This window comes from Salinihabitans flavidus, assembly GCF_900110425.1.
Lineage (GTDB): Bacteria > Pseudomonadota > Alphaproteobacteria > Rhodobacterales > Rhodobacteraceae > Salinihabitans > Salinihabitans flavidus.
This window is the reverse complement of sequence record NZ_FODS01000004.1, coordinates 24,835-50,583: the sequence shown is the minus strand read 5'-3', so window position 1 is coordinate 50,583 and position 25,749 is coordinate 24,835. Positions and strand designations below refer to the sequence as shown.

Sequence of the window (25,749 nt, the reverse complement as noted above, 5' to 3'; positions counted from 1 at the left end):
AACCGTGCCGGCCGATTCAGATCTGTTCCACGGTCACATCGTCGCTGGGATAGAACGCCAGATAATCCCTGATCCGCGCCACGTCGTCACTGGGGTCTTCATAGCTCCATGCCGCGTTGGGAAGGGTCCGGCTTTTCGTGACGATGGAATAATAGGTGGCATCGCCCTTGTGCGGGCAATGGGTGCTGTGATCGGTTCGGTCGAGGAACGCCGTGGCAATGTCGATACGCGGGAAATAGATCACCGGCGGCAGATCGCCCTCGCTCAGTTCAAGCGCGTTGCTGCTTTCGCCAAGAACGGCACCGCCCGCACGCACGCTCCAGATCCCGTCTGCCTTTCGGATCGTGATTGTTGGCTTGGCCATTGTCGTCCCTCTCTTCTCAAGATCGTCCTTGTCGCCGCGTGCCGAGCAGACAGCGGGCACATGACATCCGTGTGTCACAGCGGCGCAGTCGCGCGATCCAGCCACAGTTGCGCCGCCTTGTCCAGTCTCGGGCCGATCTTCTCGCGGCAAGTGGCATGATAGGCGTCAATCCACGCGCGTTCTTCCCCTGTCAGCATCTCCGCGACAATCAGCCGCCGGTCGATGGGCGCATATGTCAGCGTGCTGAACCGGAGCATCGCGCGATGCGCGTCACCGCCGGGCAGGGGCGGGGCCTCTTCGACCACCACAAGATTTTCGATGCGAATGCCAAAGGCGCCCTCGCGGTAATACCCCGGCTCGTTGCTCAGGATCATTCCCGGCTCCAGCGGCACATCGCTGAGCCGGCTGAGCCGCTGCGGCCCCTCATGCACGCACAGATAGGCCCCGACGCCATGTCCCAGACCGTGATCGAAATCCTGCCCCGCCTGCCAGAGCGGCACCCGCCCGATGGACTCCAGATGCTGCCCGGCCAGCCCCTGCGGCCAGCGCAGACGCGACACCGCGATCATGCCCTTCAGCACACGGGTAAAGGCCGCGCGCTCCGCCTCGCCCGGTGTGCCGACGGGCAGGGTACGCGTGATGTCGGTGGTGCCGTCGCGGTACTGCCCGCCGCTGTCGAGCACCAGAAGATCGCCCTCCGTCAGCGTCCGGTCGGTGTCATGTGTCACCCGGTAGTGGATCACCGCGCCATGCGGCCCGCTGCCCGCGATCGTGTCGAAACTGATGTCGAGCAAGGCACCGGTGGCGCGGCGGCAATTTTCCAGTTCCGTCACCACGTCGATCTCTGTGATGCCGGTCCCGGCCCATTCGTCGAACCAGTGCAGGAACGCGCAAACCGCCGCCCCGTCGCGCAGATGCGCCTCGCGCGTGGCGGTGATTTCGGCCCCGGTCTTGCGCGCCTTTGGCAGCGCGCAGGGATCACCGCCCCAGGTGATCTCCACCTCTGCGGTGCGCAGCGCCTCGGCAACCGCCACCGGCGCGCTGTCGCGGTCAAGCCGCACCGGCCCGGACAGCCCCGCCAGCGCCGCGAGAAACCGCTCCGGCGGCTGCGGGCGCACCTCGGGGCCAAGGTGATCGTCCAGCCCGCCCAGCTTATCGCCCGCCATGAACAGATCGACCCGCCCGTCGTCATGCAGCACCGCGAAGCCATGCGCCACCGGGTTGCGCGGAATGTCCCCGCCCCGGATATTGAGCAGCCAGCACAGGCTGTCGGGCAGGGTGATCACCGCCGCCCGCTGCCCGGCGGCGCGCAACGTCTCGGCCAGATTCGCGCGCTTGTCCGCATGGCTGGCCCCGGCCAGATCGTCGGGATGGGCACGGACCGGCGCCATCGGCGGGCCGGGCTGATCGGTCCAGATCGCATCCACGAGGTTTCCAGCCGGCACCAGCGTGATCCCCGCCCCCTCCAGCGCCGCAGTCAGCTTGTCGATCTCGCCCACTGTATGCAGCCATGGATCGAACCCGATGCGCCCGCGCGCCAGATGCTCGCGCAGCCACGGGCCGGGCCGCGTTTCGGGCCAGTCCACGGGTGTGAAATGCCCGGTATCGACCTGATCCTTCACCTGCACCCGGTAGCGTCCGTCCACGAACACCCCGGCCAGATCGCGCAGCACCACGCAGAACCCCGCCGATCCGGTGAAGCCGGTGAGCCACGCCAACCGATCATCGCGCGGCGCGACGTATTCCCCCTGATACGCGTCCGCGCGCGGCACCAGATAGCCGTCAAGCCCCGCCCGCGCCATCGCCTCGCGCAACGCCGCAAGGCGCGGCGGCCCCTGTTCGGGCCGAGATGTCGCGTCGAATTCCTGTAACATGTGCGCCTCCGTCGATCCGTGCCGGCGCACGCTAACGGCTTGCGGGCCAAGTGCAAGGGGCAGGGCGGACGCGCCCGGTCGGGGCGCGCCGTGTCAGCTCACCTTGCGGATGCCCATGAAGCGTGCTCTGGCCCGCGGGTCGCGGTCGAACAGAGAGGCAAGCTGCTCTGTCATCGCACCGGCCAACTGCTCCACATCGGTGATTGTCACCGCCCGGTTGTAATAGCGCGTCACGTCATGGCCGATCCCGATGGCCAGCAACTCCACCAGCTTGCGCCGCTCGACCATGTGGATCACGTCCCGCAGATGCTTTTCGAGGTAGTTCGCCGGGTTCACCGAAAGCGTGGAATCGTCCACCGGGGCGCCATCGGAAATCACCATCAGGATCTTGCGCGCCTCGGGCCGCGCCAGCATGCGGCGGTGTGCCCATTCCAGCGCTTCACCGTCGATATTTTCCTTCAAAAGCCCCTCTTTCATCATCAGGCCAAGGTTGGGCCGCGCGCGGCGCCACGGCGCATCCGCCCGCTTGTAGATGATGTGGCGCAGATCGTTGAGCCGCCCGGGAAGCTGCGGCCGACCCTCGCCAAGCCATTTCTCACGCGATTGCCCGCCCTTCCATGCGCGGGTCGTGAAGCCGAGGATTTCCACCTTCACGTCGCACCGCTCCAGCGTGCGGGCCAGAACGTCGGCACAGATCGCCGCGATGGAAATCGGCCGCCCCCGCATGGAGCCGGAGTTGTCCAGCAAGAGCGTCACGACCGTGTCGCGGAACTCCATGTCCTTTTCCATCTTGAACGACAGCGGCGTGGTCGGGTTTGCCACAACCCGCGCCAGACGCCCGGCATCCAGAATGCCCTCCTCCAGATCGAACTCCCAACTGCGGTTCTGCTGCGCCTGCAACCGGCGCTGCAACTTGTTGGCCAGCCGCGACACCGCGCCCTTGAGCGGCTCAAGCTGTTGATCGAGATAGGCGCGCAGCCGTTCAAGCTCCACCGGCTCGGCCAGATCCTCGGCGCGGATCTCCTCGTCGAATGAACTGTCGAACACGGCATAGTTCGGATCGGCGTCCGATACGGGCTGCGGCGCCGGTGGATCCAGCGGCGCCTCTCCGTCGGGCATCTCGGTCTCGTCCGACATTTCCTCGTCGGCCATGTCGTCCATGCTGACCTGCGCCTCGGAACTGTCCTGTTCCTCCTCCTGCGACTGCTCGGGATCGGCCTCCTGGTCGTCGTCCTCGCTGTCCTCCTGCCCGGTGCTGTCGGGATCGGGCTCTTCGTCGGCGTCTTCTTCGGACTCGTCCTGGCTTTCGTCGTCAAGATCGTCGGGATCGTCGCCAAGCTGATCGCCATAGCCCAGATCCTCGATCACCCGCCGCGCCAGCTTGGCGAACTGCGCCTGATCCGAGAGCAGCTCGTCGAGCCGCGTCAGCGTCTCGCCGGCGTTCTGCTCGATATGCCCCTGCCAAAGATCGAGCACGTTCTGCGCCGCCGGCGGCAGCGGACGCCCCGTCGCCAGATGCCGGATCAGGTATCCCGCCGCCACCGGCAGTGGCACGTCGGCGGGGTTGGTGACCTGATCATATCCGCGCCCGCGCGCATCGTGCCCGATTCTGGCGTCGATATTGGTGGCCGTGCCGGGCATGTCACGCGCGCCCATCGCCTCGCAGCGCGCGGTCTCCATCGATTCGTAAAGCTCGCGCGCGATCCCCTCGCCGGGGGAGTAGCGCGCATGCGTCGCATCGTCGTGATACTTGCGGTGCAGCGCCAGCGCATCCGCCGTCCCGCGCGCCAGAAGCACCTCCTCGCGCGTCATGCGGCGGCTGATCTGCGGCAGGCGCATCGCCTCGCCCGACAGGCCCGAGGGGTCCACCGTATAGCTGACCGTCAGATCGGGATCGTCGGCCATGACCTTGGTGGCCTCGGCCAGCGCCTTCTTGAACGGATCGGCCGGATTGTCCGTCTTCTGTGCCATCACACCGCCTCCCGTGCGTCCGGGCCGCTGCCCCGGCACCAACGCGGTGCCGGACCGTCCCGGTGATCGGGGACCATCGCCCCCCGCAGAAACATAATGCGCCGTGCCCCGCGCGTCACCACCGCATTGCCCGGCCTCAGCCGAGGCTCAGGCTGGCCGCGCTTTCGGGCAGTTCCTCGTCGAACAGTCGCTGATAGAACTCGGCCACGGTCTCGCGCTCCAGCTCATCGCACTTGTTGAGGAACGACAGCCGGAAGGCATAGCCCACATCGCGGAAAATCGAGGCGTTGAGCGCCCAGTTGATCACCGTGCGCGGGCTCATCACCGTGGAAAGATCGCCGTTCATGAAGGCCGTGCGCGTCAGATCGGCCACTGTCACCATCTGGCTGACCGTCTTGCGGCCCTTTTCGGTGTTGTAATGCGGTGCCTTTGACAGAACGATCGCGGTCTCCGCGTCATGGCTGAGATAGTTGAGCGTCGCCACCATCGACCAGCGGTCCATCTGCGCCTGGTTGATCTGCTGCACCCCGTGATAGAGGCCCGTGGTATCGCCAAGCCCGACCGTGTTGGCGGTGGCAAAAAGGCGGAAACAGGGGTTGGGCGTGATGATCTCGTTCTGGTCCAGAAGCGTCAGCTTGCCGTCATGCTCCAGCACCCGCTGGATCACGAACATCACATCGGCCCGGCCCGCGTCGTACTCGTCGAAAACGATGGCGACGGGATTGCGCAGCGCCCAGGGCAGGATGCCCTCGTGAAACTCCGTTACCTGCTTGCCGTCGCGCAGCTTGATCGCGTCCTTGCCGATCAGGTCGATCCGGCTGATATGGCTGTCGAGGTTGACCCGCACGCAAGGCCAGTTGAGCCGCGCGGCCACCTGCTCGATATGGGTGGATTTGCCAGTGCCGTGATAGCCCTGGATCATCACCCGGCGGTTGTGCACGAACCCGGCCAGAATTGCCAGCGTGGTATCGGGATCAAACTTGTAGGTCGAATCGATGTCAGGCACCCGGTCGGTTTTCTCGGCAAATCCACGCACTGTCATGTCGCTGTCGATGCCAAAGACATCACGCACCGAAATGTCTTCGGTCGGTTTTGCGTTCGCGTCCATAATGCCGTGTGCCATAACTCAAATCCTTCTCTTCGGGCGGTCGGTCCCAGTTCCGCCACTGGTGCAACATATCGCCGTCGCCCGCAAGGGGAAGGGGCAATCGGGCGCACCGCGGCGCGTCCGGTCGCTCACGGCATTTTGCGCGCGCTTCATTTGCCCCTTCGCCTTGCGCGCCCCATGTTGATCCCAAGCGAAAAGGAGGCAGAGATGAACAGACGACAGATGATTGGCAGAACCGCCGCGACCTGCGGCCTGGCGGCCCTTGCACCCGGCGCCGCGCTGGCCGAAGGGTTCGAGGTCACCCGGACCGAGGCGGAATGGCGCGCCATGCTCACCCCGCTGCAATACAAGGTGATGCGGCAGGAAGGGACCGAGCGCGCCGGCACGTCGCCACTCGACAACGTCTATGAGCCCGGCACGTATCATTGCCGCGGCTGCGATTTGCCGCTTTATTCGTCCGAGCATAAATACGACAGCGGCACCGGCTGGCCGAGCTTCTGGAAGGCGTTGCCCGATGCCATCGGCACGAAAGAGGACAACACCCTCTTCACGACGCGCACCGAATGTCATTGCCGCCGCTGTGGCAGTCACCTGGGCCACATCTTCGAAGACGGCCCGCCCCCCACCGGCAAGCGGCACTGCCTCAATGGCGCGAGCCTCGTGTTCCGGCCCGCCTGATCGCCGTAGCGCGCGGCGCGCACCCGTCAACGGCACATCATCGTGACCGATATGTGATCGTCGCAGGTGAACCACGCCCGCTTTCGCCCCGTATCCCTCCTACATCCGGCCAAAAGGTCGGGTCGCACAATGACAGGAGAGAGATATGTTCAACCTCAAGACATTCGCCACCGCGGCCACCCTTGGCCTCGCAGCCCCCCTTGCCTTCGCCGGAAGCCATTCCGAGAGCGGCAATCCGATGGTGGGCGGCGCGGAAATGTTCGCCGACAAGACCATTGTCGAGAACGCCGTGAACTCCGCCGATCACACCACGCTGGTCGCCGCCGTGCAGGCCGCCGATCTGGTCGAGACGCTGCAATCCGAGGGGCCGTTCACCGTCTTCGCGCCGACCAACGACGCCTTCGGCATGCTTCAGGCCGGCACGGTGGAATCCCTGCTTGAACCCGAGAACAAGGGCGCGCTGACCAAGGTGCTGACCTGCCACGTTGTCGCCGCAGAGGCGATGTCCGGCGCGGTCGTGTCGATGATCGAGGAAGGTGACGGCGCCGCCGCGATCGAAACCGTGGGCGGCTGCATGCTTCAGGCGTCCTTGGACGGCGACATGGTCGTTCTGGAAGATGAGCGTGGCCGTTCGGCCCGCGTCACCATCGCCGACGTGAAGCAGTCCAACGGCGTGATCCACGTGATCGACCGCGTGCTTCTGCCCGCGATGTAAGCCAACCACTCGCGCGCGAACGGGAAAGGCCGGGTCACAGCGCCCGGCCTTTCTCTGTTCCGCAAATACTCGAACAGGACGCCCGATCGCGCGACCACGTCGCCTTACTTGAAATACCGGCTGTCCTTGACCTGATCCCAGGCCCAGACCACCAGTTGCAATTGTTCTTCCTGGCTGCGGTCGCCGCCGTTCATGTCTGGGTGCAGCACCTTGATCAGCTTCTTGTAGGCCTTGCGCACCTCCGCCTTCGACCAGTGGTCCTCCGCTTCGAGGATCTCGATCGCGCGGCGCTCTGTCGGTGGCAGGCGGCGCCTGTTGGCGTTGCCGCGACGCCCCGGATTCTTCGTGGCATTGGCCCCCAGCACCTGATGCGGGTCCTCGATCCCCAGCCGCGCCCAGGCCCGCTGCTCGGGGTCGCTCATCGGTTTGGTGGCGCGTTCCCAGACCTTGTCTTTCGATTGCTGCGCGTTCAGTTCCGCCTCGGTGGTGCCATCGAAGAAATTCCACTTCAGGTTATACTCGCGCACATGCTCCTTGCAGAACCACAGGTAATCGTCGAGAACGTCCGGCGCGCGTGGCGCCCGGTATTTGCCCGGCTTGTCGCAACCCTCCTTTTCGCACACGCGGGTAGAGGTTTCCTGCGCGCCGGTCATCCCGCGCCGACCGCGCGGGTTTTTCTTCTTTGCGGATGACACCGAAATGTCGAATCCGAAGGGGTCTGGTTTCCGCATGAACTTACCTTTTCGACTCGGAGCAGGGAGTGTAATCCAAAGCATGCCGGATTGAACAGGGGAGCTTCGAAAAATGTCCGTGACCGAGGAAATACACGAACGTCTGACACGGGCTTTCCAGCCTCGCGTCCTGGAGGTTGTCGATGACAGTGAAAGCCATCGTGGCCATGCTGGCTACATAGAGGGCGGGGAAAGCCATTTCAATGTCACCATCCGCGCCGATGCCTTCGCGGGGCAGGGGCGCATCGCCCGGCACCGCGCGGTGCATGCCGCGCTCGGACCGGACCTTCTGGCGCGCATCCACGCGCTGGCGCTCGACATCGGGGAATGAGCGTCGAGTGGCTCAGTCCTCGCGCCCCAGCGACTGCCGTGCCCGCGCCATCATGCGCCGTGCCGCGCTTTCGGCGCCGCCCTTGGCGTCATCCTCGCCATTCGCCGTTGGTGTGGGGGGCGCGGCCTTCGGTTCCGGCTCTGCCGGAGCCTCGGCCTCGGCCTCGGTGGGCGGGGCGGGCCGCTCCAGAAGCTGCGGCTCGAAAGCGTCCAACGTGTCCTGCCGGATGCGGCGAAACACCATGAGGCTGCGAAACTGCGTCGTGGTCGAGGTCAGCCCGGACCGCTCGTCGCTGGGAAGCGTATCGGTGCGCTGATACTCCCATCCATCTTCGGCAAGCCGGTTCATCTGCCGTTCCACGGCCAGCGCGAACCGCGCTTCGGCCCCCTTCACACCGCGTTCCTTCACGCCCCGGGCCGGTGCCGGCACGACCTTGTATTCATAGCCCATTGCGTCCCTTTCCCGATATCGCCGCAGAGCAGCCTATCAGGCCGCGGCGCGGGGCTGAAGGGGCGAGTGGACGAAAAGAAAATCGCCCCGTCCGGCCGCAACGCGTCTTCACGGCGCGTCAGCCCCGGCGCCGGATTCCGATGGACCGGCCGGCATCCACGGGACGGGGCAGGGCGGCGTGATCTTCGGCCATCGCCGACACCTTCGCCCGGATATCCTCGGGCATCGGCACCACCTTCGGCCCCGTCATGTCCACATGCAGCGTGAGCGACTCCGCGCTCGCCGCGATCCAGCCGTCCTCGTGATAGAGGGTCTGAAAGGCGTGAAATCGTTTCTCGTCGTGATCGAGGATCTGGAACGAAATGCGCACACGGCTGCCCAGATGCAACTCGCGCAGATAGCGAATGCGGAACTCCCCGGTGTAGGTCGTGAGCTTGCGCGCCTCCGCATAGGCCGGGCCGAATCCCATCGCCTCGAAGGCTTCGTCCGCGCCGCGGTCGAACAGCACCAAGTAATAGGCCATGTTGAGATGGCCGTTGTAGTCGATCCACTCCGGCTCGATCTCCATGAAACTTGACATGAAAGGCGCGCTCATCCGTCCCCGTCCCGTAGTTGGCCGCCCACCGCCCGGCATACCGATAAAATACCGACGTTATACCGACGCGATGCAGACAGCGGTTTTCACAGCCCCAGCTTGGCGCTGACGATCTCGTTCACCGCCTTGGGGTTGGCCTTCCCGCCGGTCGCCTTCATCACCTGACCGACGAACCAGCCCGCCAGTTTCGGGTTTTGCCGGGCCTTCTCCACCTGCGCCGGGTTGGCCGCGATCACCTCGTCCACGGCGGCCTCGATCGCGCCGGTGTCGGTGACCTGCTTCATGCCCTCGGTCTCGACGATCTCTTCCGGCTCCCGGCCCGAAGTATAAGCAATATCAAAGACATCCTTGGCGATCTTGCCGCTGATGTCGCCCTTGGTGATCAGCTTCACGATCTGGCCAAGACGGTCCGCCGGGATCGGGCAGTCGGTGATGTCGCACTCGTCCTTCTTGAGCCGCCCGAACAACTCGTTGATCACCCAGTTGGCCGCCAGCTTGCCGTCGTTGCCCGCCGCGACCTTCTCGAAGTATCCGGCCGCCTCGGCCTCCGCCGTCAGCACCGACGCGTCATACTCCGAAAGGCCGAAGTCCTTGACAAATCGCGCCTTTTTCTCGTCGGGAAGCTCCGGAAGCGCGGCCTTGATCGCGTCCACCCACGCCTGCTCGATCTCCAGCGGAAGCAGGTCGGGATCGGGGAAATAGCGGTAATCATGCGCCTCCTCCTTGGACCGCATGGACCGCGTCTCGCCCTTGTCGGGATCGTAAAGCCGGGTTTCCTGCACCACCTCGCCGCCCGCCTCGACAATGGCGATCTGGCGCTTGGCCTCATAATCAATGGCTTGCTGGATGAACCTCATGGAGTTCATGTTCTTGATCTCGCAGCGCGTGCCCAGATGCGAGAAATCCTGCGTCTCCATGTAACGCTCATAGGCACCGGGCCGGCACACCGACACGTTCACATCCGCGCGCAGGCTGCCGTTCTGCATGTTGCCGTCGCAGGTGCCGAGATAGCGCAGAATCTGGCGCAGCTTGGTGACATAGGCCGCCGCCTCCTCGGGCCCGCGAATATCGGGGCGGCTGACGATCTCCATCAGCGCCACGCCCGTCCGGTTGAGATCGACGAACGACATGTTGGGGTCCATGTCGTGAATGGATTTGCCAGCGTCCTGCTCGATATGAATGCGCTCGATGCGGACCTTGCGCGCCACGCCCGGCGCCATATCGACAAGGATTTCCCCTTCGCCGACAATGGGATGGTAAAGCTGGCTGATCTGATACCCCTGCGGCAGGTCGGGGTAGAAATAGTTCTTGCGGTCGAAGGCGGACCAAAGGTTGATCTGCGCCTTCAGGCCCAGCCCGGTGCGCACCGCCTGCTCCACGCAGAATTCGTTGATGACCGGAAGCATCCCCGGCATCGCCGCATCCACGAAGGACACGTTGGAATTGGGCTCGGCGCCGAATTGCGTCGAGGCGCCCGAAAACAGCTTCGCGCGGGAACGGACCTGCGCGTGAACCTCCATCCCGATGACCAGTTCCCAGTCATGCTTTGCCCCGGCGATCACCTTGGGCTTTGGGGGGTCATAAGTGAGGTCGAGCATCCGCCTGACTCCTTTGGCTGCCATCGCTGCGGGTTCTAGGCCAGCGCGGGCAAAGGGGCAAGAGGCACGGGGCCTAGCTGCCGAGGATGGTAATGCCCTCGGGCGTGAAGCTCACCGTCTGACCGTCCTTCAGGCCGGTCAGGAACGGCAGCGAAATCGCCCGCAGCGCCGACTCGCGCCCCCGCCTCAGGATGCGCTCACCAGAAATTCCCGCCGGCACGCTTTCAAACCCGAGCGACGCGTGCCCCCAGATCATCGGATGCACTTCGCGCAGATTGTTCTGTACCACATCCTCGAAATGGTTGCGCAGGGCGCGCGCGATGCCGACCCGCATGCCGAATTCGGGGCAGGGCTGCCGCACCCGCTGCCAGCCGTGATAAAGCTGCGCCGCCACGAGATTGGCGAAATGCTGGCTCTCCTTGCGGTCGAGGATGTCGGTCATCCCGTCAAGGAAGTAGTCCATGTCGATATGGGAATACCCGCGCGGATCAAGCAGCAGCGCGTCGAACCACACCCAGGCATAACCGCCCGCCCCCCACAGATCTCCAAGCCGCGCCGCCGTGCGCCGCGCCTCCAGCTCCAGCCGCTGGAAATCCCCGTACCAGCGCGGCAGCATGTAGGTGCCAAGCTGGCGCATGGGACGCGGGTTGCGTGGGTCAAAGTCGATCAGGTCTTCGAAATCGTCGGCCACACGTTCGGCGGCCTTGTCGAGCCCCGGCAAAAGCGCGCAGCGCGCCGCCGTGAGCGCCGGCGAGTCGAACTCCTGATCGCAGAACTTGTCGAGAATGTCGCCCGCCCGCGCGAAATGCGCCACGAAGGCTTCGCGGTTGACCACCGCAACGCTGTCCTCGGCGCCGGTCCCGCGCCAAGCCCAGCCGATGTCGATATGCGTATTGGCCACCATCAGCGCCAGGCCATAGTCCTCTGGATGCTCATCCATCATCGCTTCCAGCGCCTCGATCCCGGCCATGAAACGCGAATCGCGCGCCGGGCTACCGTGCAAAAGCGCATGTTCCGCCGCAGACACGGCGTCGCTGCGCGCGCCCTGAAGAAGAAGCTCGGCCTTGGGCTGGCCGCTGCGGGTGATGGCGCGCATCCGGTCGCTGGTGCGCACCTCTTCGCCCAGATCCTCCCAAAGATCCTGCCGCGCAAGAAACTGCCCCCGCGTGCGCAATTCCGCGCATTCGATTTCTTCGCGCGGATTGTCGTTGACCGGAATGATCAGCCGCGCCTTGAGTTCCTCGAACGACATCACCCGGCCCGTGCGGTGCGCCTTTTCATCGTCTTCGGCACCATGCGGAAGGAACTTCTGCACCGCGTCCCGGAACGATTTGGGCATCAGACCGGCAAAGGGGGTCGACAGGTCGTGTTTCAATTTCATTGGTGGCTCCTGCATTCGCCAGACGAAGATGCAGGGCCATTCAGGCCGAAACGTGGCGGTAAATTGGTATCATGAGGCCAAGTTTCAACACCCGGCGGGAAGTTGCCGAAATCCGGGCGATTATGTTAAAAGTTACTTAAAGGAGTGTGAAATGACGCCGCTCTGTGGCGATACCGCGCGCCCGAAGCGCGGCTTCGAACGCCTTGTGTGGTGGCAGCACGTCATGGGGCAGGCGCAGCTTGCCGCCATCGATCAGAATGGCCGTCACCCGCACCGACAGATCGAGCCTCGTGTCGAATCGCATCACCCGGATGCGCGCCGGCGGCAGGTCGATCTCCTGCCCCCGGCTCGACCAGCGCAGCCCCGCGTCGTCAAGCGTCAGGCCGGAGGTCGGGTTGGCCAGCAGATCCCAGAACGCCGGCAGCGTGAACAGCGCCAGAAGCGCCACGATCCACCACATCGCCCCGATCAGCACCAGCCCCCCAAGCCCCGCCCAGGCGAGCGCGAGCCCCACCGCCGTCTTCACGCTGCGCCCCTGGCTGCGGTGGGTGAGGGCTGTGCCCATCCCGCTCACGCCGCGAGGATACGGCCGATCATTTCCGAGGTGTCGCCGCTCAGCCCGTCAAGCGCCGCGATTCGCTCAAGCTGCGCGCGGATCATGTCCTGCCGGTCCGCGTCATACCGTTTCCACGTCTGGAAGGCGGTGCACATCCGCGCCGTGGTCTGCGGGTTGAGCGGATCGAGCTTCATCAACCACTCCGCCAGAAGCCGGTAGGCCGCGCCGTCCCGGTAATGGAACCCCGCGTGATTGCCCGCCAGCGCACCGAACACCGCGCGGAATCGGTTGGGATTCGTCATGTCGAAGTCCGGGTGCTGCGTCAGCCGCTCGGCCACCGCCGCGGTTTCCTCCGGCGCCGCCAGCATCACTTGAAGCGCGAACCACTTGTCGATGACAAGCCGGTCGCCCTGCCATTGGTCATAGAACCGCCCCAGCGCCAGATCGCCTTTGCCCGCGTCGATCAGCGCCGACAGCGCCGAAAGCTGCTCGGTCATGTTGCCGGCGCGGTCGTATTGCGCCTGCGCCTGCGCGCCGTGATCGCGGCGGCTCAGAAGCGACAGCGCCGCATTGGCCAGCGCCCGCCGCCCCGCGCTCTGCGCGTCCGGGCTGTAGGGGCCAGGCACCTGATTGTCCTCGTAAAGCCCCGGCAGCAGCCCGGCAAACGCGGCTGCCTTGGCATCGCGCAGCCCCTCCGCTGCGTCGTGAATCGCCTCCGGGTCCGGGGTTTCGCCCCGCTCATACAGCAGCCCGGCCAATTCGCTTTGCGTCGGCTGGCCCAGCATCAGCGCGCGATAGGCCGGATCGAGGCTCTCGTCCCGGATCACCGCCTTGAGCCCGTCGAGATAGGCGGCATCGGACGCCGCCCCCGTCAGGACCGTCTGCACAAGACTTTCGCGCGCCAGCTCCCGCCCCGCCTCCCAGCGATTGAACGCGTCGCTGTCATGCGCGAGCAGGAACGCCCGCCGGTCCTTTCCCTCCGCATGGTCGAGCATCACCGGCGCCGAGAAACCGCGCAGGATCGACGGAATCGGCCGCACCCGCAGCCCCTCGAAGGTGAAACTCTGCTCGGCTTGCGTCATCTCGAGGATCTGCGTCGGCGTCACCTCGTCGCCATTGGGATTGAGAAGCCCGACCGCGATCGGGAGGACCTGCGGCCCCTTGTCCGGCTGGCCGGGGGTGGGCGGCGTCTCCTGCCGGAAATGAAGGGTGAAGGTGTCGCCCTCATATTCCTCTCGCACATGCAGGCGCGGCGTGCCCGATTGGCTGTACCAGCGCTTGAACTGGCTCAGATCGCGGCCCGTGGTATCCTCGAACACCTTGAGCCAGTCCTCGATCGTGGCCGCGTCGCCGTCATGCCTCTCGAAATAGAGATCGAGCGCGCGGTGATAGGCGTCGTCGTCCACCAGCCGCTTGAGCATCCCGATCACCTCGGCGCCCTTCTCATAGACGGTGGCGGTATAGAAGTTGTTGATCTCCTGAAAACTTTCCGGCCGCACCGGATGCGACAGCGGCCCCTGATCCTCGGGGAACTGCCGTGCCCGCAGGTCGATCACGTCGCTGATGCGCTTGACCGGCGCGGACCGCATGTCCGACGTGAACTCGCTGTCACGATGAACGGTCAACCCTTCCTTGAGGCAAAGCTGGAACCAGTCGCGGCAGGTGATGCGGTTGCCGGTCCAGTTGTGGAAATACTCATGCGCGATGATCGCCTCGATCCGCTCGAAGTTGCCATCGGTGGAGGTTTCGGGGCTGGCCAGCACGCAGGAGGAGTTGAAGATGTTCAGCCCCTTGTTCTCCATCGCGCCCATGTTGAAATCGTCCACCGCCACGATGTTGAACACGTCCAGATCGTATTCCCGGCCGTAGACCTCCTCATCCCAGCGCATGGATTTCTTCAGCGCCTCCATGCCGAAGGCGCATTTGCCCTCGTCTCCGGGCCGCACCCAGATCGCCAGATCGACCTTGCGCCCCGAGGCAGTGGTGAAACTGTCACGGTGGGCCACCAGATCGCCCGCCACCAACGCGAAAAGATAGGCCGGCTTCGGCCACGGGTCGGTCCATTCCGCGAAATCGGCGCCCCGCGCGCCGGGGTTGCCGTTCGACAGCATCACCGGCTGATCGCCCTCGATCCGCACCTCGAAGGGCGCCATCACGTCGGGTCGGTCGGGGTAATAGGTGATCTTGCGAAAACCCTCGGCCTCGCATTGCGTGCAATACATGCCGCTCGACATGTAAAGCCCTTCCAGCGCGGTATTCGTCGCGGGAGAGATTTCCACCTCCGCCTCGAAGGTGAACGGCGCGTCCGGCACATCGGCGCGCAGCCCCGCCTCGCTCAGCTCCGGCGTGATCTCGCGCCCGTCAATCGCCGCGCGGATCAGCCTGAGATCCTCGCCATGCAGGAAGAAGGTCCTGTCCGATGCCTCCGGGTTGGGCAGAAAACGGATGCGCGACAGCACGCGGGTCGCCGTCGGATGCAGGCGGAAGGTCAGGTCCACCGCCTCAACGATGAACCCGAAGGGCGTGTAATCCTCAAGATAGACCGTCTGTGGTGCCGCGTCGCGCATGGCGTTCTCCTGCAACTGTTGTTGCGCACGGTGTAGCGCACCTGCACCGGCGCCGCAAAGGGACATGGCGCATTGACAGATCCGGGGGTCTGTGACGGCATGAACCGACCGTGCCGGGTGCGGCGCGACACCTTAGCGAAAGGCAGAACAATGACGCTGACCGGGAACTGGAGCTACCCCACCGCCATCCGCTTCGGTGCGGGCCGGATCGCGGAATTGCCCGAAGCCTGCGCCGAGGTTGGCATTCGCAACCCGCTGCTCGTCACCGACAGGGGGCTGGCCGTGCTGGAGATCACGGGCCACGCGCTCGATATCCTCGACGCGGCGGGACTGGGCCGCGCGCTCTTTGCCGGGGCCGACAGCAATCCCACCGGCGCCAATCTCGATGACGGGGTGGCGGCCTATCTTGCGGGCGGCCATGACGGGGTGATCGCCTTTGGCGGCGGCTCCGGGCTCGATCTGGGCAAGATGGTGGCCTTCATGGCCGGGCAGACCCGCCCGGTCTGGGACTTCGAGGATGTGGGCGACTGGTGGACGCGCGCCGACGCGGCGGCCATCGCCCCCATTGTCGCGGTGCCCACCACTGCCGGAACCGGCTCCGAGGTGGGGCGCGCCGCCGTGCTCACCGACACCGCGACGCGCGCCAAGAAGATCATCTTTCATCCTCGCGTGCTGCCCGGTGCCGTGATCTGCGATCCGGAACTGACCATCGGCCTGCCACGCGAGATGACCGCGGGAACCGGGCTTGATGCCTTCGCCCACTGCGTGGAGGCGTATTCGAGCCCGCATTATCACCCCATGTCGCAGGGCATCGCGCTGGAGGGGATGCGGATCGTCATCGACGCTCTGCCGCGCGCGGTTGAGAACGGCAGCGATCTGAAGGCCCGCGCCGACATGATGAGCGCCGCGCTGATGGGGGCGACCGCCTTTCAGAAGGGGCTTGGCGCGATCCACGCCCTGAGCCATCCGGTCGGCGCGCTCTGCAATACCCATCACGGCACGACCAATGCAGTCTGCATGCCCGCCGTGCTCAACCTCAACGCCCCGGCCATCGCCGAGCGTTTCGACCGCGCGGCGCCCTATCTCGGGATAGAGGGCGGATTCGACGGGTTCCGCGCCTTCGTGCAGGGCTTCAACGACAGCCTCGGCATCCCCCGTCGTCTCTCCGATCTCGGGGTGAGCCGGGAGAGGATTCCCGAACTGGCCGCCATGGCGCTGAAAGACCCAAGCTGCGGGGGCAATCCGGTGCCTCTGACCGCCGCCAATGTCACCGCTCTGTTCGAGGCATGCATCTGAGGGGCGTTGCCGCGCAGGGGAGCGGCCCGCGCGTTGCCCCCCGCGGCGCGGCAACGCACGCTATCCCAAAGGCGCGGATCTGGCGGTTTTCGGAAAATGGCACCGACGCAATACCGACAAAATACCGACGTTTTACCGAAAGGCGATTTTCCATAAAATCAAGGGGTTAACTCGAAATCGCCCCGACAGGCGCGGCCCCTGCCATACAGGGACCGCGCGTTGCGCCGTTGCCTCAGCCAAGCACCTGTGCCGCCGCTTCGGCGGTTTTGCCCGCAACCTCGTCCGCCTCGGCGCGAGTCAGGCAGAACGGCGGTGCGAAACCAAGGATATCGCCCTGCGGCATGGCGCGTCCGATGACCCCACGTTCCAGCAGCGCCGAAGCCACCTGCGCGCCGATCTTCTCGCTCGCGTCAAAGAAGATACGTCCTTGTTTTTCCTTGATGAATTCCACCGCGCAGAGCATCCCCTCGCCGCGAACCTCCCCGACATTGGCATGTGCGGAAAGCGCCTCGCGCATGACCTTGTTGAAATAGGCGCCGTTCTCACCGGCCTTTGTCACCAGATCCAGATCGTCGATCAGCTTGAGGTTCGCCACCCCGGCCGCCGCCCCGATGGGGTGCGCCGAATACGTCCATCCATGCCCAATAGGCCCGTTTTCGTCGGTGCCCTGCTCCAATACCTTCCACATCTTGTCCGAAACGATGGACCCCGACAGCGGCGCATAGGCAGAAGTCAGCCCCTTGGCGATCGTGATCAGGTCCGGCCGGAGGCCGTAGTGCTCGCTCCCGAACATCGTGCCAAGCCGTCCGAAGCCGGTCACGACCTCATCGGCCACCAGAAGAATGTCGTGCTTTTCCAACACCTTCTGAATCGCTTCCCAATATCCGGCGGGCGGCGGAACAAGGCCCCCGGTGCCCAAAGCCGGCTCCCCGATAAAGGCCGCGATCGTGTCGGCGCCCTCGCGTTCGATCAGCGCCTCAAGCTCGGCCACGCAATGCGCCACGAACTGCTCTTCGGACTGCTCGATATCGTCGCGGCGGAAGTAATAGGGCGCCTCGGTATGGATCACCTGCGCCAGCGGCAGGTCGAATTTCTTGTGGAACAGTTCCAGCCCGGTCAGAGAGCCGGTCACGAGCCCCGACCCATGATAGCCGCGCCAGCGTGAGATGATCTTTTTCTTCTCCGGGCGGCCCAGTATGTTGTTGTAATACCAGATCAATTTCACATTGGTTTCATTGGCGTCGGACCCCGACAGCCCGAAATAGACCTTGCTCATGTTCTCAGGCGCGCGATCGAGGATCATCTTCGACAGCGTGATCGCCGCCTCTGTGCCATGGCCCACATAGGCGTGATAATAGGCCAGTTCCCGCGCCTGATCGGCAATTGCCTCCGCGATCTCCTGACGACCATAGCCGACATTGACACAGTAGAGCCCGGCAAAGGCATCCAGCAGCCGGTTGCCCTCGCGGTCGGTGATATGGCAGCCCTTTCCGCTGGTGATTACGCGGTGCGGGGCCTCGCCTCGGGCGAATTGCGCCAGATGCGTGGACGGGTGAAAGAAGTTCTCGCGGTCCCACTGCTCCAGTTGATCGTTTTTCAGCATGTGCTGTCCTTTCTGTTTCTTTTCTGATGCTTGCCGGGGATGGTGACGCACGTCGCGCCGCGATCAGGCCCAGTCACGGCAGACGTATTTGATTTCCATGAACTCTTCCATCCCGCGCCTCGCCCCTTCGCGGCCAAGGCCCGATTGCTTGGTTCCGCCAAACGGGATAGGTGCGCCCGTCACCTTGGTGCGGTTCACGGCCACCATACCAAACTGAAGCGCGCGGGACATGCGATAGATCCGTCGCGGGTCGTGACTGTGAAGATAGGCGACCAGGCCGTAATCGGTGTCATTGGCACGGCGGATCACCTCTTCCTCCCCATCGAAGGGGGTGATGGGCGCCACCGGGCCAAAGGTCTCCTCGTGCATGATGGCGGCCTCGTCCGGAACATCAGTCAGCACCGTCGGCTCAAAGAAGAGCGGCCCCAGCGGATGCCGCCGCCCGCCACAGGCGAGCGTCGCCCCCTTGGCCAGAGCGTCGGCCACATGCTCTTCCTGCTTGGCCACGGCTTTCTCGTTCATCAGCGGGCCGATGTCGGGGTCGTCCATACCGATCCCGATGCTAAGCGCCTGTGTCGCCTCGATAAAACGGGCGCAGAATTCCTCGTAGATCGGCCGCTCCACGAAAATGCGATTGGCGCCGAGGCAGTCCTGACCCGTTGTGGCGAATTTTGCCTTGATCGTCTCGGCCACCGCATTGTCGAGATCGGCCCCCTTGAACACGATCATCGGCGCATGCCCGCCCAGCTCCAGCACAAGTTTCTTCACCGTATCGGCGCAGTTGCGGTAAAGCAGACGCCCCACCTCGGTCGAGCCGGTGAAGGACAGGGCGCGCACCCGGCTGTCGTCGGTCCATGGCGGCACAACCGTGCTGGCGCGCCCGGTGACGACATTGAAAACCCCGGCCGGCACGCCCGCACGCTCGGCCAGTTCGGCCAGTGCCAGCGCGGAATAGGGCGTCTCGGATGACGGATGTGCCAGAACCGTGCAACCCGCCGCGATCGCCGCCGCAGCCTTGCGGATGAGCATGGCAGAGGGGAAATTCCATGGCGTGATGAGCGCCACGACCCCCACGGGTTCAAGCCACAGCTCAACCTCCGCATCGGGCAGGTGGCTCGTCACGCCCTCGATATTCGGGCGCTTGGCCTCTTCGGCGTAAAATTCGAGAAAGGACGCGGCATAATCGATCTCTCCGCGCGCCTCCGAGATCGGCTTGCCCTGTTCGGCCACCATGATCCGCGCGAGATCCTCGCGGTGCTCGATCATCAGATCGAACCACTTGCGCAGGATCGTGGATCGTTCCTGCGGCAGCCGCGTGGACCAGTCGTCATAGGCGATCTGCGCGGCATCCACCGCCGCCGCGCTTTCATCCGCCGAAAGTTGCGCGACCTCACCGATGGGGGTTCCGTCAGCCGGATTGGTGACGGCGATCACCTGCGCGTCCCCCGCGCCGGTCCACTTGCCATCAACATAGGAAAAGCTGCGCAACAGCCGCATATCGGCAAGAGTGACGGGAAATTGGATCGGGTCATGTGTCATCTGGGCGCACCTCCTGTGTGGTTCGTGGCCAGTATCGCGAAAGACACAGTTGGATTGGGCCTGAATATGACCACGCCGGAAGAGAGTTCCTCTCTTATTCCCGTGATTAACGGAGAGTTAGTCTTTTGCTGCTACCAAGGCAGCAAGCGGAGGGGACGCAGGCCCTTTCACCGGCTTCGTCACGATGTAGGAAAAGTATCGCGCCAAGCCGATATCGCGTTCGAGAAGCCCGTCCATGAAGCGCTGAAAGGCGTCGATGTCGGGCGCGATCACCTGCATCAGATAGTCATACCCGCCACCGACCGCCCAGCAACCGGTGATTTCTTCGATCCCCTGCACCGCGGACTCGAACCGCGCAAAGCTCGGCGCGGTGTGGTCACGAAGTTCGGCGGCGACGAAAACGCTGGTGTGCGGCGCGATGCGGCGCAGGTCCACTTGCGCGCGATAGCCTGAAATCACCCCCGCCTCCTCCATCTTGCGCAGGCGGTTCCAGCAGGGGGTCGGAGAGAGATTCACCTTCTCAGCAAGCGCGGTCTTTGCGATCCGGCCTTCGTCAATCAGGACCTGAAGGATAGCAATATCTCGGCTGTCGAGCTTCATTTTCTCTCCGGGTCGGGGATGCGCGCAGGCACTGGCAGGATGACAATGCGGTCAAAACCGCCCGGTTTCAATGCCCCTCGCATCCACCCCGTCAGATACAACGCCCGCCATCGACCTCCATGCAGACGCCGGTGACCATGCTGGCCTCGTCCGAGCACAGATAAAGGGCCGCGTTGCCCATGTCTTCGGGCGTGGAAAAGCGGCCCAGAGGGATGGTGGAGAGGAACTTGGCCCGCACCTCCGGCGTGTCCTCGCCCATGAAGCTCTTGAGAAGCGGGGTCTCGCCCGCGACGGGGTTGATCGCGTTGACGCGAATACCGAAGGGCGCAAGCTCCACCGCCATCGTGCGGGTGGCGGTGTTCATCCAGCCTTTCGAGGCGTTGTACCAGTTGAGATTGGGGCGCGGGCTGACTCCGGCGGTGGAGGCGACATTCAGAATCGCCCCGGCGTTGCGCTCTTTCATCAGCGGCACAAGCGCGCGCGCCGTCAGGTAGACCGCCTTGCAGTTGACCGCGAACACCCGGTCGAAATCCTCTTCCGACACGTTTTCGAGCGGCGCGGGCAGATGGGTGACACCGGCATTGTTCACCAGAATGTCGATATGACCCCAGGCCTTCTGTGCCGTCTCGACCATCGCCGCGGCAGAGGCGCCGTCGGCCACGTTGACCTGACAGGCCAGACCGCCCGACCTGGCCTTTTCCTCGGCGGCCTCGGCGTTGATATCGGCGATCATCACCTCGGCCCCTTCGGCCAGGAACTTGTCAACGATACCGGCGCCAAAGCCCGAGGCGCCGCCAGTCACGATTGCTGTTTTTCCCTTGAGACGCATGGGGTTCTCCTATGTTTGGGGCCGGGGTGCGGGATGCCTTCGCACGTCCCGGCGGGATGGTTCTGGCAAGAGGAAAAGGCGCGCCTAGCCGTGCAACGCAGCCACGGTCTTGAGCTGCGAAAAACCATAGAGGGCTTCGAACCCCTTTTCGCGCCCATGCCCGGATTTGCCGGTGCCGCCGAACGGAAGCTCGACCCCGCCGCCCGCGCCGTAATTGTTCAGAAAGACCTGACCCGAGCGCAACTCGCGCGCCAATCGCATCTGCCGCGCCCCATCGCGCGACCAGACCGAGGCAACAAGGCCGTAGTCGGTGCCGTTGGCGATGGCAAGGGCCTCCTGCTCATCGTCAAAGGGGATAAGCACCTGGACGGGCCCGAAAATTTCGTCCTGCGCAAGGCGATGGTCCGAGGGAACATCGGCAAAGAGGGTGGGGGCGACGTAGTGGCCACCAGAAGGGGCATTACCCGCGACCTTGCCGGTTGCGGCGGTTTCAAGGTCGAAACCCTGACCGATGAAGGCGGTCACGATCTCCTTCTGCCGGGATGAGATCAGCGGCCCAAGGTCGCCATCGTCAAGCGCGGGGGCGGCGGTCAGGGTGCGATAGCGTTCAGCCATGCGGTCAAGCACTTCGGCATAGACGCCGCGCTGCACCAGAATACGCGATGAGGCAGAGCAGGTCTGCCCTGCGTTTTGCACCCCGGCATTGACGAGAAACGGAAGCGCCGCGTCGAGGTCGGCATCGTCAAACACAAGCTGCGGCGACTTGCCCCCAAGCTCCAGTGTCACCGGCAGCACATTTTTTGCGGCAGCCGCTTGTATGAGGCTTCCAGTGGCGACCGAGCCGGTGAAAGAGATGTGATGCACACCGGGATGGGCTGACAGCGCCGCGCCAGCCTCAGCGCCAAGTCCGGGCACCACGTTGAGGGCCCCTTCGGGCAGGCCGGCCTGCTGCGCCAGATCGGCAAAGGCGAGCGCGGTCAGACACGCCTCCTCGGCGGGTTTGAGAACGGCGGCGTTGCCCATCGCAAGGGCCGCCCCGACTGACCGGCCGATAATCTGCATCGGGTAGTTCCACGGCACGATATGGGCCGTCACACCAAGAGGTTCGCGCAGCGTGTAGACGGTGTAGCCGTCCAGATAGGGAATCGTCTCGCCGTGCAGCTTGTCCGCCGCACCGCCGTAGAACTCCATGTAGCGGGCAAGCGCCACCGCGTCCGCCTTGGCCTGTTTGAGCGGTTTGCCCACGTCGAGCGATTCAAGTCGCGCGAGTCTGTCCACGTTTTCCAGCACAAGCTGACCGATCCGGGCAAGGACACGCCCTCGCTCCACCGCCGGAACGCGGCCCCACACGCCCGCCCGCGCCTCTGCCGCCGCAGCGACGGCGGCGTCAATGTCGGCGGCACCACCTCGGGCGATGTCGCAAATGAACGTACCATCGGACGGGTTGCTCAAGGGCAGGGTTTCACCCGACTGAGGCGGCGTCCAGACGCCGCCAACCAAACATTTCGAGGGATCGAACCACAAATCAGGATTGGACATTCAGGGCCTCTTTCAAATGGCGGACATCGGGCAGTATGGGGGCCGCCGCGACAAGGGTACGGGTATAGGGGTGTTGCGGATCGCCAAAAACCCGCCCGGTCTCGCCTTCCTCCACGATCTCGCCATCCTGCATGACCATAACCCGATCGGTGATGGTGCGGACAACGGAAAGATCGTGACTGATGAACAGATAGCTGAGGGAATAGGCGCGCGAGAGATCGGCAATCAGGTCGAGGATCTGTGCGCGAATGGATACATCGAGCGCCGATACCGCCTCATCGAAGATGATAAGCTCTGGCCGGATGATCAGAGCTCGTGCGATGGCGATCCTCTGCCGCTGCCCACCGGAAAACTCGTGGATGTATTTGCGCGCATCCGACGGCTGAAGACCCACGGCGGTGAGCGCCTCCGAAACCGCTGCTTCCCGCGCTTTGCCGGTGGGCGCGTTGTCGATGAGATGGTAGGGTTCGGTCACGATGCGGGACACTTTGTGGCGCGGATTGAAACTGCCGTAGGGATCCTGAAACACGACCTGAAGACCACTGCGCAGTGCGGGGTTCATGCCCGGACCGACAGGTTTGCCAAAGGCACGGATTTCACCGCCCTGAAGCCTCTCCAGCCCGAGGATCGCCCGGGTCAGTGTGGATTTTCCGCACCCCGATTCCCCCACCAGTCCGATCCGGTCGCCCTTTCGGATTGTGAAACTGACGCCCTTTACCGCCCTGTGGTATTCACGCGGGCCAAAAAGGGTGGTGCGGGGTAAGGGGTAGTCGCGCACCGCCTCGCGCACTTCGAGGATCGGATCGGGGGCGTGTTTCGTTTCGGGCAGATCGACAATATGTGCCGATGCCTCGAAAAGGGCGCGGGTATAGGGATGGGTCATGTTGGCGAAAAGCGCGCGTGTCTCGCCGGTTTCAACAACCTCTCCATGGCGCATTACCACGATCCTGTCTGCCAAGTCTGAAACGACGGCGAGATCGTGGGTGATCATCAAGAGCCCCATTCCGAACTCTGCCACAAGATCCTTCAGCAACGTGAGGATCTGTGCCTGCGTCGTCACGTCGAGCGCGGTCGTAGGTTCATCGGCGATAAGAAGGCGCGGACGCCGGGCAATGGCCATTGCGATAACCACCCGCTGCCGCTGCCCACCGGAAAGCTCATGCGGATAGCGGGTCAGGGGAAAACGTTCTTCAGGCAGACCGACGCGAGCCAGCATGTCGCGCGCGCGGGTCATGGCGGTGGCGCGGTCCTCGTTGCCATGGACCAGAATAGTTTCTGCCACCTGCGCGCCGATGGTCTTCACCGGGTTGAGCGCGGTCATCGGCTCTTGGAACACCATGCCGACCTCGTTGCCGCGCAAGGCACACATCCGAGCCTCGCCCACCTTGGTGAGGTCTGTTTCTCCAAGCAGGATGCGTCCCGTAACCTGCGCACGGTCCGGCAGAAGCTGCATGACCGCCAGTGCTGTCATCGACTTGCCCGATCCGCTTTCGCCGGTCACGGCAACGATCTCTCCGGGCGCGATTGAGAAGCTGACATCTCTCAGGATCGGAAGCGATCCGATCTGAAGGTTCAGGTTTACGATCTGCAGCAGGTTCATGTCCGTTCCACCCGAATTCGCGGATCGAAAAGATCACGCAGTCCGTCCCCCAGAAGGTTGAGACCGAGAACGCTGATCACAATGGCAAAACCCGGGATCAGTGCGAGATGGGGCGCAAGGCTCACCATCGTCTGCGCATCCGCCAACATTCGTCCCCAGCTTGGCACCGGGGGTTGTGCGCCAAGTCCGACATAGCTGAGCCCGGCTTCGGCCAGAATACCAAGACTGAACTGTATGGTGCCCTGAACGATCAGCAGGTTCATCACATTCGGAAGGATATGTTCCACGCTAACCCGGATGGCGTTCTTGCCCGAGACACGGGCGGCGAGAATGAATTCCCTCTCCCACAGGCTGAGCGCCGAGCCGCGCGTCAGGCGGGCAAATACCGGGATGTTGAAAATGCCGATGGCGATGATTGCGTTGACCGCGCTCGCCCCGAAGACGGCGGTAATCAGAATGGCGATCACCAGGCTTGGAAAGGCAAAGATCAGATCGTTGGAACGCATGATGATCTCATCGGTCCACCCTCCCGTGCGCGCAGCCGCCCAGAGGCCGAGCGGAACGCCGATCCCCATGCCTATACCGACCGCGACAAGCGCCACGGCAAGAGATGTGCGTGCGCCTATCATGATCATTGAAAAGATGTCGCGCCCGAAATGATCGGTGCCGAACCAATGCACAGCCGAGGGTGTCTGAAGCTTGTTGGGAATGTCCATCAGGGTGATGTCGAACGGCGTCCACACGAAGGAGATCAGCGCCCCGAAGACCACCACGATGCAGAGGATTGCCCCGATATACAGACTGCGCGATTTCATGTGCGGTTCCTCAGTCGGGGATCCACTGCGGCATAGGTCAGATCGACGAGGAAGTTGACCAGCACAACCGAGAAGACAAGAAGCATCACGACGCTTTCCACCACGATGAGGTCACGCGCGGAAATAGCCTGAAAGATCAGCCGCCCGAGACCGGGAAGAAAGAAGACCTGCTCTATGATGATGCCGCCAGCCAGCAGGAAGGAAAATTGCAGCCCCATGATCGTCAGCACCGGGATGAGTGCATTGCGTACTCCATGACGCCATAGCGCCTGTCGCCGTGTCAGCCCCTTGGCGCGCGCCGTGCGCATGAAGTCCTCGCCCAGAATGTCGATGAGTGAAGAGCGCATGACCCGCGCAAGGATCGCTGCCTGAGGCAGGGCAAGCGCGATCGCCGGAAGCGTAAGCGCCTTCATCGCGGGAAAGATGCCGACCTCCCATCCGGGAAAGCCGCCGGCACTGAACCAGCGCAGGTTGATGGACAGGATCAGCACCAGCATCATGGCGAACCAGAAGTTCGGCACCGCCACACCAAGTTGCGTTGCGCCCATCACCGCCATGTCGCCAGGTTTGCCCCGACGCGCGGCAGCATAGATCCCGGCAGGAAAGGCGATCAGGGTCGAAAGCGCGAGCGCATAAAGCGCGAGCGGCAGAGAGACCCAGAGCCTGTCTGCGATCATCTCCCCCACCGGGGTGCGATAGGTGTAGGAGGTGCCGAAATCGCCGGTCAGCATGCCGCCTACCCACGCCAGATAGCGTTCCGGATTGGACATATCGAGCCCAAGCTCGGTTCTGAGTGCGGCCACGGTATCGGGTTGGGCGTTGAGGCCCAGCATGAAGGCGGCCGGATCGCCCGGTGCCACCTCGATCACCAGGAAGATGACGACAGAGGCCACCGCAAGACTGATCACCAGCGACAGAGTGCGTTTGAGAACGTAGCGGATCATGGGAAACGATCATTCATGAGGTGGTCCGATCCGATGCGCTGGCACCGGACCGGGAAGGACAATCG

23 protein-coding genes are annotated in these 25,749 nt (G+C 64.1%); 4 read left to right on the top strand and 19 right to left on the bottom strand.

Annotated features, from left to right (window positions below):
- Positions 1-16 precede the first annotated feature (16 nt).
- From BMW66_RS04895 to cobS, 4 genes are all read right to left on the bottom strand, one after another.
- Positions 17-364 (bottom strand): DUF427 domain-containing protein, encoded by a 348-nt coding sequence (locus BMW66_RS04895; RefSeq protein ID WP_093116037.1) that lies wholly within the window; start codon positions 362-364, stop codon positions 17-19.
- 74 nt (positions 365-438) lie between these two features.
- Entirely contained in the window at positions 439-2,238 is a 1,800-nt protein-coding gene (locus BMW66_RS04890; RefSeq protein ID WP_093116035.1) for an aminopeptidase P family protein, read from the bottom strand.
- Between the two features lie 93 nt (positions 2,239-2,331).
- Positions 2,332-4,209 (bottom strand): cobaltochelatase subunit CobT, encoded by a 1,878-nt coding sequence (gene cobT, locus BMW66_RS04885; protein ID WP_093116033.1) that lies wholly within the window; start codon positions 4,207-4,209, stop codon positions 2,332-2,334.
- A 136-nt stretch (positions 4,210-4,345) separates the two neighbouring features.
- Entirely contained in the window at positions 4,346-5,332 is a 987-nt protein-coding gene (gene cobS / locus BMW66_RS04880) for a cobaltochelatase subunit CobS (RefSeq protein ID WP_093116031.1), read from the bottom strand.
- A 192-nt stretch (positions 5,333-5,524) separates the two neighbouring features.
- On the opposite strand from cobS, the gene msrB reads away from it, so the two are divergent.
- Both msrB and BMW66_RS04870 read left to right on the top strand, forming a co-directional pair.
- Positions 5,525-5,995: a peptide-methionine (R)-S-oxide reductase MsrB gene (msrB, locus tag BMW66_RS04875; RefSeq protein ID WP_093116029.1), complete on the top strand. Its 471-nt coding sequence runs from the start codon at positions 5,525-5,527 to the stop codon at positions 5,993-5,995.
- Between the two features lie 145 nt (positions 5,996-6,140).
- Positions 6,141-6,710, top strand: coding sequence for a fasciclin domain-containing protein (locus BMW66_RS04870; RefSeq protein ID WP_093116027.1), 570 nt, complete (start codon positions 6,141-6,143; stop codon positions 6,708-6,710).
- Positions 6,711-6,814: 104 nt separating this feature from the next.
- Here BMW66_RS04870 and BMW66_RS04865 read toward each other — a convergent pair whose 3' ends face one another.
- Positions 6,815-7,441: a J domain-containing protein gene (locus tag BMW66_RS04865; RefSeq protein WP_093116025.1), complete on the bottom strand. Its 627-nt coding sequence runs from the start codon at positions 7,439-7,441 to the stop codon at positions 6,815-6,817.
- Between the two features lie 73 nt (positions 7,442-7,514).
- On the opposite strand from BMW66_RS04865, the gene BMW66_RS04860 reads away from it, so the two are divergent.
- Entirely contained in the window at positions 7,515-7,772 is a 258-nt protein-coding gene (locus BMW66_RS04860; protein WP_093116023.1) for a BolA family protein, read from the top strand.
- Between the two features lie 12 nt (positions 7,773-7,784).
- On the opposite strand, the gene BMW66_RS04855 is transcribed toward BMW66_RS04860, so the two are convergent.
- The 6 genes from BMW66_RS04855 to pepN form a co-directional block, all read right to left on the bottom strand.
- Positions 7,785-8,222 (bottom strand): DUF4177 domain-containing protein, encoded by a 438-nt coding sequence (locus BMW66_RS04855; protein ID WP_093116021.1) that lies wholly within the window; start codon positions 8,220-8,222, stop codon positions 7,785-7,787.
- Between the two features lie 118 nt (positions 8,223-8,340).
- Entirely contained in the window at positions 8,341-8,802 is a 462-nt protein-coding gene (locus BMW66_RS04850) for a thioesterase family protein (protein ID WP_245729361.1), read from the bottom strand.
- A 101-nt stretch (positions 8,803-8,903) separates the two neighbouring features.
- The gene (gatB, locus tag BMW66_RS04845) at positions 8,904-10,415 is read right to left on the bottom strand and encodes an Asp-tRNA(Asn)/Glu-tRNA(Gln) amidotransferase subunit GatB (RefSeq protein ID WP_093116017.1); all 1,512 of its coding nucleotides are present in this window, start codon (positions 10,413-10,415) and stop codon (positions 8,904-8,906) included.
- Positions 10,416-10,488: 73 nt separating this feature from the next.
- Entirely contained in the window at positions 10,489-11,796 is a 1,308-nt protein-coding gene (locus BMW66_RS04840) for a hypothetical protein (RefSeq protein ID WP_093116015.1), read from the bottom strand.
- Between the two features lie 136 nt (positions 11,797-11,932).
- Positions 11,933-12,361, bottom strand: coding sequence for a hypothetical protein (locus BMW66_RS04835; RefSeq protein WP_093116013.1), 429 nt, complete (start codon positions 12,359-12,361; stop codon positions 11,933-11,935).
- A gap of 5 nt (positions 12,362-12,366) precedes the next feature.
- Entirely contained in the window at positions 12,367-14,919 is a 2,553-nt protein-coding gene (gene pepN, locus BMW66_RS04830; protein ID WP_093116010.1) for an aminopeptidase N, read from the bottom strand.
- A gap of 150 nt (positions 14,920-15,069) precedes the next feature.
- Between pepN and BMW66_RS04825 the strand changes: the two genes are divergently transcribed.
- On the top strand, positions 15,070-16,215 hold the full coding sequence (locus tag BMW66_RS04825; protein ID WP_093116008.1) for an iron-containing alcohol dehydrogenase: 1,146 nt from the start codon (positions 15,070-15,072) through the stop codon (positions 16,213-16,215).
- Between the two features lie 232 nt (positions 16,216-16,447).
- On the opposite strand, the gene BMW66_RS04820 is transcribed toward BMW66_RS04825, so the two are convergent.
- From BMW66_RS04820 to BMW66_RS04785, 8 genes are all read right to left on the bottom strand, one after another.
- Positions 16,448-17,818, bottom strand: a complete 1,371-nt coding sequence (locus BMW66_RS04820) for an aspartate aminotransferase family protein (protein ID WP_093116006.1) — start codon at positions 17,816-17,818, stop codon at positions 16,448-16,450.
- Between the two features lie 63 nt (positions 17,819-17,881).
- On the bottom strand, positions 17,882-19,357 hold the full coding sequence (locus BMW66_RS04815) for an NAD-dependent succinate-semialdehyde dehydrogenase (RefSeq protein ID WP_093116004.1): 1,476 nt from the start codon (positions 19,355-19,357) through the stop codon (positions 17,882-17,884).
- Between the two features lie 117 nt (positions 19,358-19,474).
- Positions 19,475-19,957: an Lrp/AsnC family transcriptional regulator gene (locus tag BMW66_RS04810; RefSeq protein WP_093116002.1), complete on the bottom strand. Its 483-nt coding sequence runs from the start codon at positions 19,955-19,957 to the stop codon at positions 19,475-19,477.
- A gap of 91 nt (positions 19,958-20,048) precedes the next feature.
- Positions 20,049-20,786: an SDR family oxidoreductase gene (locus BMW66_RS04805; RefSeq protein WP_093116000.1), complete on the bottom strand. Its 738-nt coding sequence runs from the start codon at positions 20,784-20,786 to the stop codon at positions 20,049-20,051.
- Positions 20,787-20,870: 84 nt separating this feature from the next.
- Positions 20,871-22,325 (bottom strand): aldehyde dehydrogenase family protein, encoded by a 1,455-nt coding sequence (locus BMW66_RS04800; RefSeq protein ID WP_093115998.1) that lies wholly within the window; start codon positions 22,323-22,325, stop codon positions 20,871-20,873.
- Positions 22,312-23,925 (bottom strand): ABC transporter ATP-binding protein, encoded by a 1,614-nt coding sequence (locus tag BMW66_RS04795; protein ID WP_093115996.1) that lies wholly within the window; start codon positions 23,923-23,925, stop codon positions 22,312-22,314. The genes BMW66_RS04800 and BMW66_RS04795 overlap by 14 nt, the downstream gene beginning before the upstream one ends.
- Positions 23,922-24,740 carry an ABC transporter permease gene (locus BMW66_RS04790; RefSeq protein ID WP_093115994.1) on the bottom strand — a complete coding sequence of 273 codons (819 nt, stop codon included), beginning with the start codon at positions 24,738-24,740 and terminating at the stop codon, positions 23,922-23,924. The genes BMW66_RS04795 and BMW66_RS04790 overlap by 4 nt, the downstream gene beginning before the upstream one ends.
- On the bottom strand, positions 24,737-25,684 hold the full coding sequence (locus tag BMW66_RS04785) for an ABC transporter permease (RefSeq protein WP_093115992.1): 948 nt from the start codon (positions 25,682-25,684) through the stop codon (positions 24,737-24,739). The genes BMW66_RS04790 and BMW66_RS04785 overlap by 4 nt, the downstream gene beginning before the upstream one ends.
- Positions 25,685-25,749 lie beyond the last annotated feature (65 nt).

Coding starts and splice junctions, on each gene's coding strand:
- BMW66_RS04865 (WP_093116025.1), bottom strand. CDS start 7,441: ATGCGGAAACCAGACCCCTTCGGATTCGACATTTCGGTGTCATCCGCA.
- BMW66_RS04870 (WP_093116027.1), top strand. CDS start 6,141: ATGTTCAACCTCAAGACATTCGCCACCGCGGCCACCCTTGGCCTCGCA.
- BMW66_RS04890 (WP_093116035.1), bottom strand. CDS start 2,238: ATGTTACAGGAATTCGACGCGACATCTCGGCCCGAACAGGGGCCGCCG.
- BMW66_RS04810 (WP_093116002.1), bottom strand. CDS start 19,957: ATGAAGCTCGACAGCCGAGATATTGCTATCCTTCAGGTCCTGATTGAC.
- BMW66_RS04805 (WP_093116000.1), bottom strand. CDS start 20,786: ATGCGTCTCAAGGGAAAAACAGCAATCGTGACTGGCGGCGCCTCGGGC.
- BMW66_RS04785 (WP_093115992.1), bottom strand. CDS start 25,684: ATGATCCGCTACGTTCTCAAACGCACTCTGTCGCTGGTGATCAGTCTT.
- BMW66_RS04840 (WP_093116015.1), bottom strand. CDS start 11,796: ATGAAATTGAAACACGACCTGTCGACCCCCTTTGCCGGTCTGATGCCC.
- BMW66_RS04795 (WP_093115996.1), bottom strand. CDS start 23,925: ATGAACCTGCTGCAGATCGTAAACCTGAACCTTCAGATCGGATCGCTT.
- BMW66_RS04820 (WP_093116006.1), bottom strand. CDS start 17,818: ATGCTGAAAAACGATCAACTGGAGCAGTGGGACCGCGAGAACTTCTTT.
- BMW66_RS04835 (WP_093116013.1), bottom strand. CDS start 12,361: ATGGGCACAGCCCTCACCCACCGCAGCCAGGGGCGCAGCGTGAAGACG.
- BMW66_RS04825 (WP_093116008.1), top strand. CDS start 15,070: ATGACGCTGACCGGGAACTGGAGCTACCCCACCGCCATCCGCTTCGGT.
- gatB (WP_093116017.1), bottom strand. CDS start 10,415: ATGCTCGACCTCACTTATGACCCCCCAAAGCCCAAGGTGATCGCCGGG.
- BMW66_RS04815 (WP_093116004.1), bottom strand. CDS start 19,357: ATGACACATGACCCGATCCAATTTCCCGTCACTCTTGCCGATATGCGG.
- cobS (WP_093116031.1), bottom strand. CDS start 5,332: ATGGCACACGGCATTATGGACGCGAACGCAAAACCGACCGAAGACATT.
- BMW66_RS04850 (WP_245729361.1), bottom strand. CDS start 8,802: ATGTCAAGTTTCATGGAGATCGAGCCGGAGTGGATCGACTACAACGGC.
- cobT (WP_093116033.1), bottom strand. CDS start 4,209: ATGGCACAGAAGACGGACAATCCGGCCGATCCGTTCAAGAAGGCGCTG.
- msrB (WP_093116029.1), top strand. CDS start 5,525: ATGAACAGACGACAGATGATTGGCAGAACCGCCGCGACCTGCGGCCTG.
- BMW66_RS04860 (WP_093116023.1), top strand. CDS start 7,515: ATGTCCGTGACCGAGGAAATACACGAACGTCTGACACGGGCTTTCCAG.
- BMW66_RS04790 (WP_093115994.1), bottom strand. CDS start 24,740: ATGAAATCGCGCAGTCTGTATATCGGGGCAATCCTCTGCATCGTGGTG.
- BMW66_RS04800 (WP_093115998.1), bottom strand. CDS start 22,325: ATGTCCAATCCTGATTTGTGGTTCGATCCCTCGAAATGTTTGGTTGGC.
- pepN (WP_093116010.1), bottom strand. CDS start 14,919: ATGCGCGACGCGGCACCACAGACGGTCTATCTTGAGGATTACACGCCC.
- BMW66_RS04895 (WP_093116037.1), bottom strand. CDS start 364: ATGGCCAAGCCAACAATCACGATCCGAAAGGCAGACGGGATCTGGAGC.
- BMW66_RS04855 (WP_093116021.1), bottom strand. CDS start 8,222: ATGGGCTATGAATACAAGGTCGTGCCGGCACCGGCCCGGGGCGTGAAG.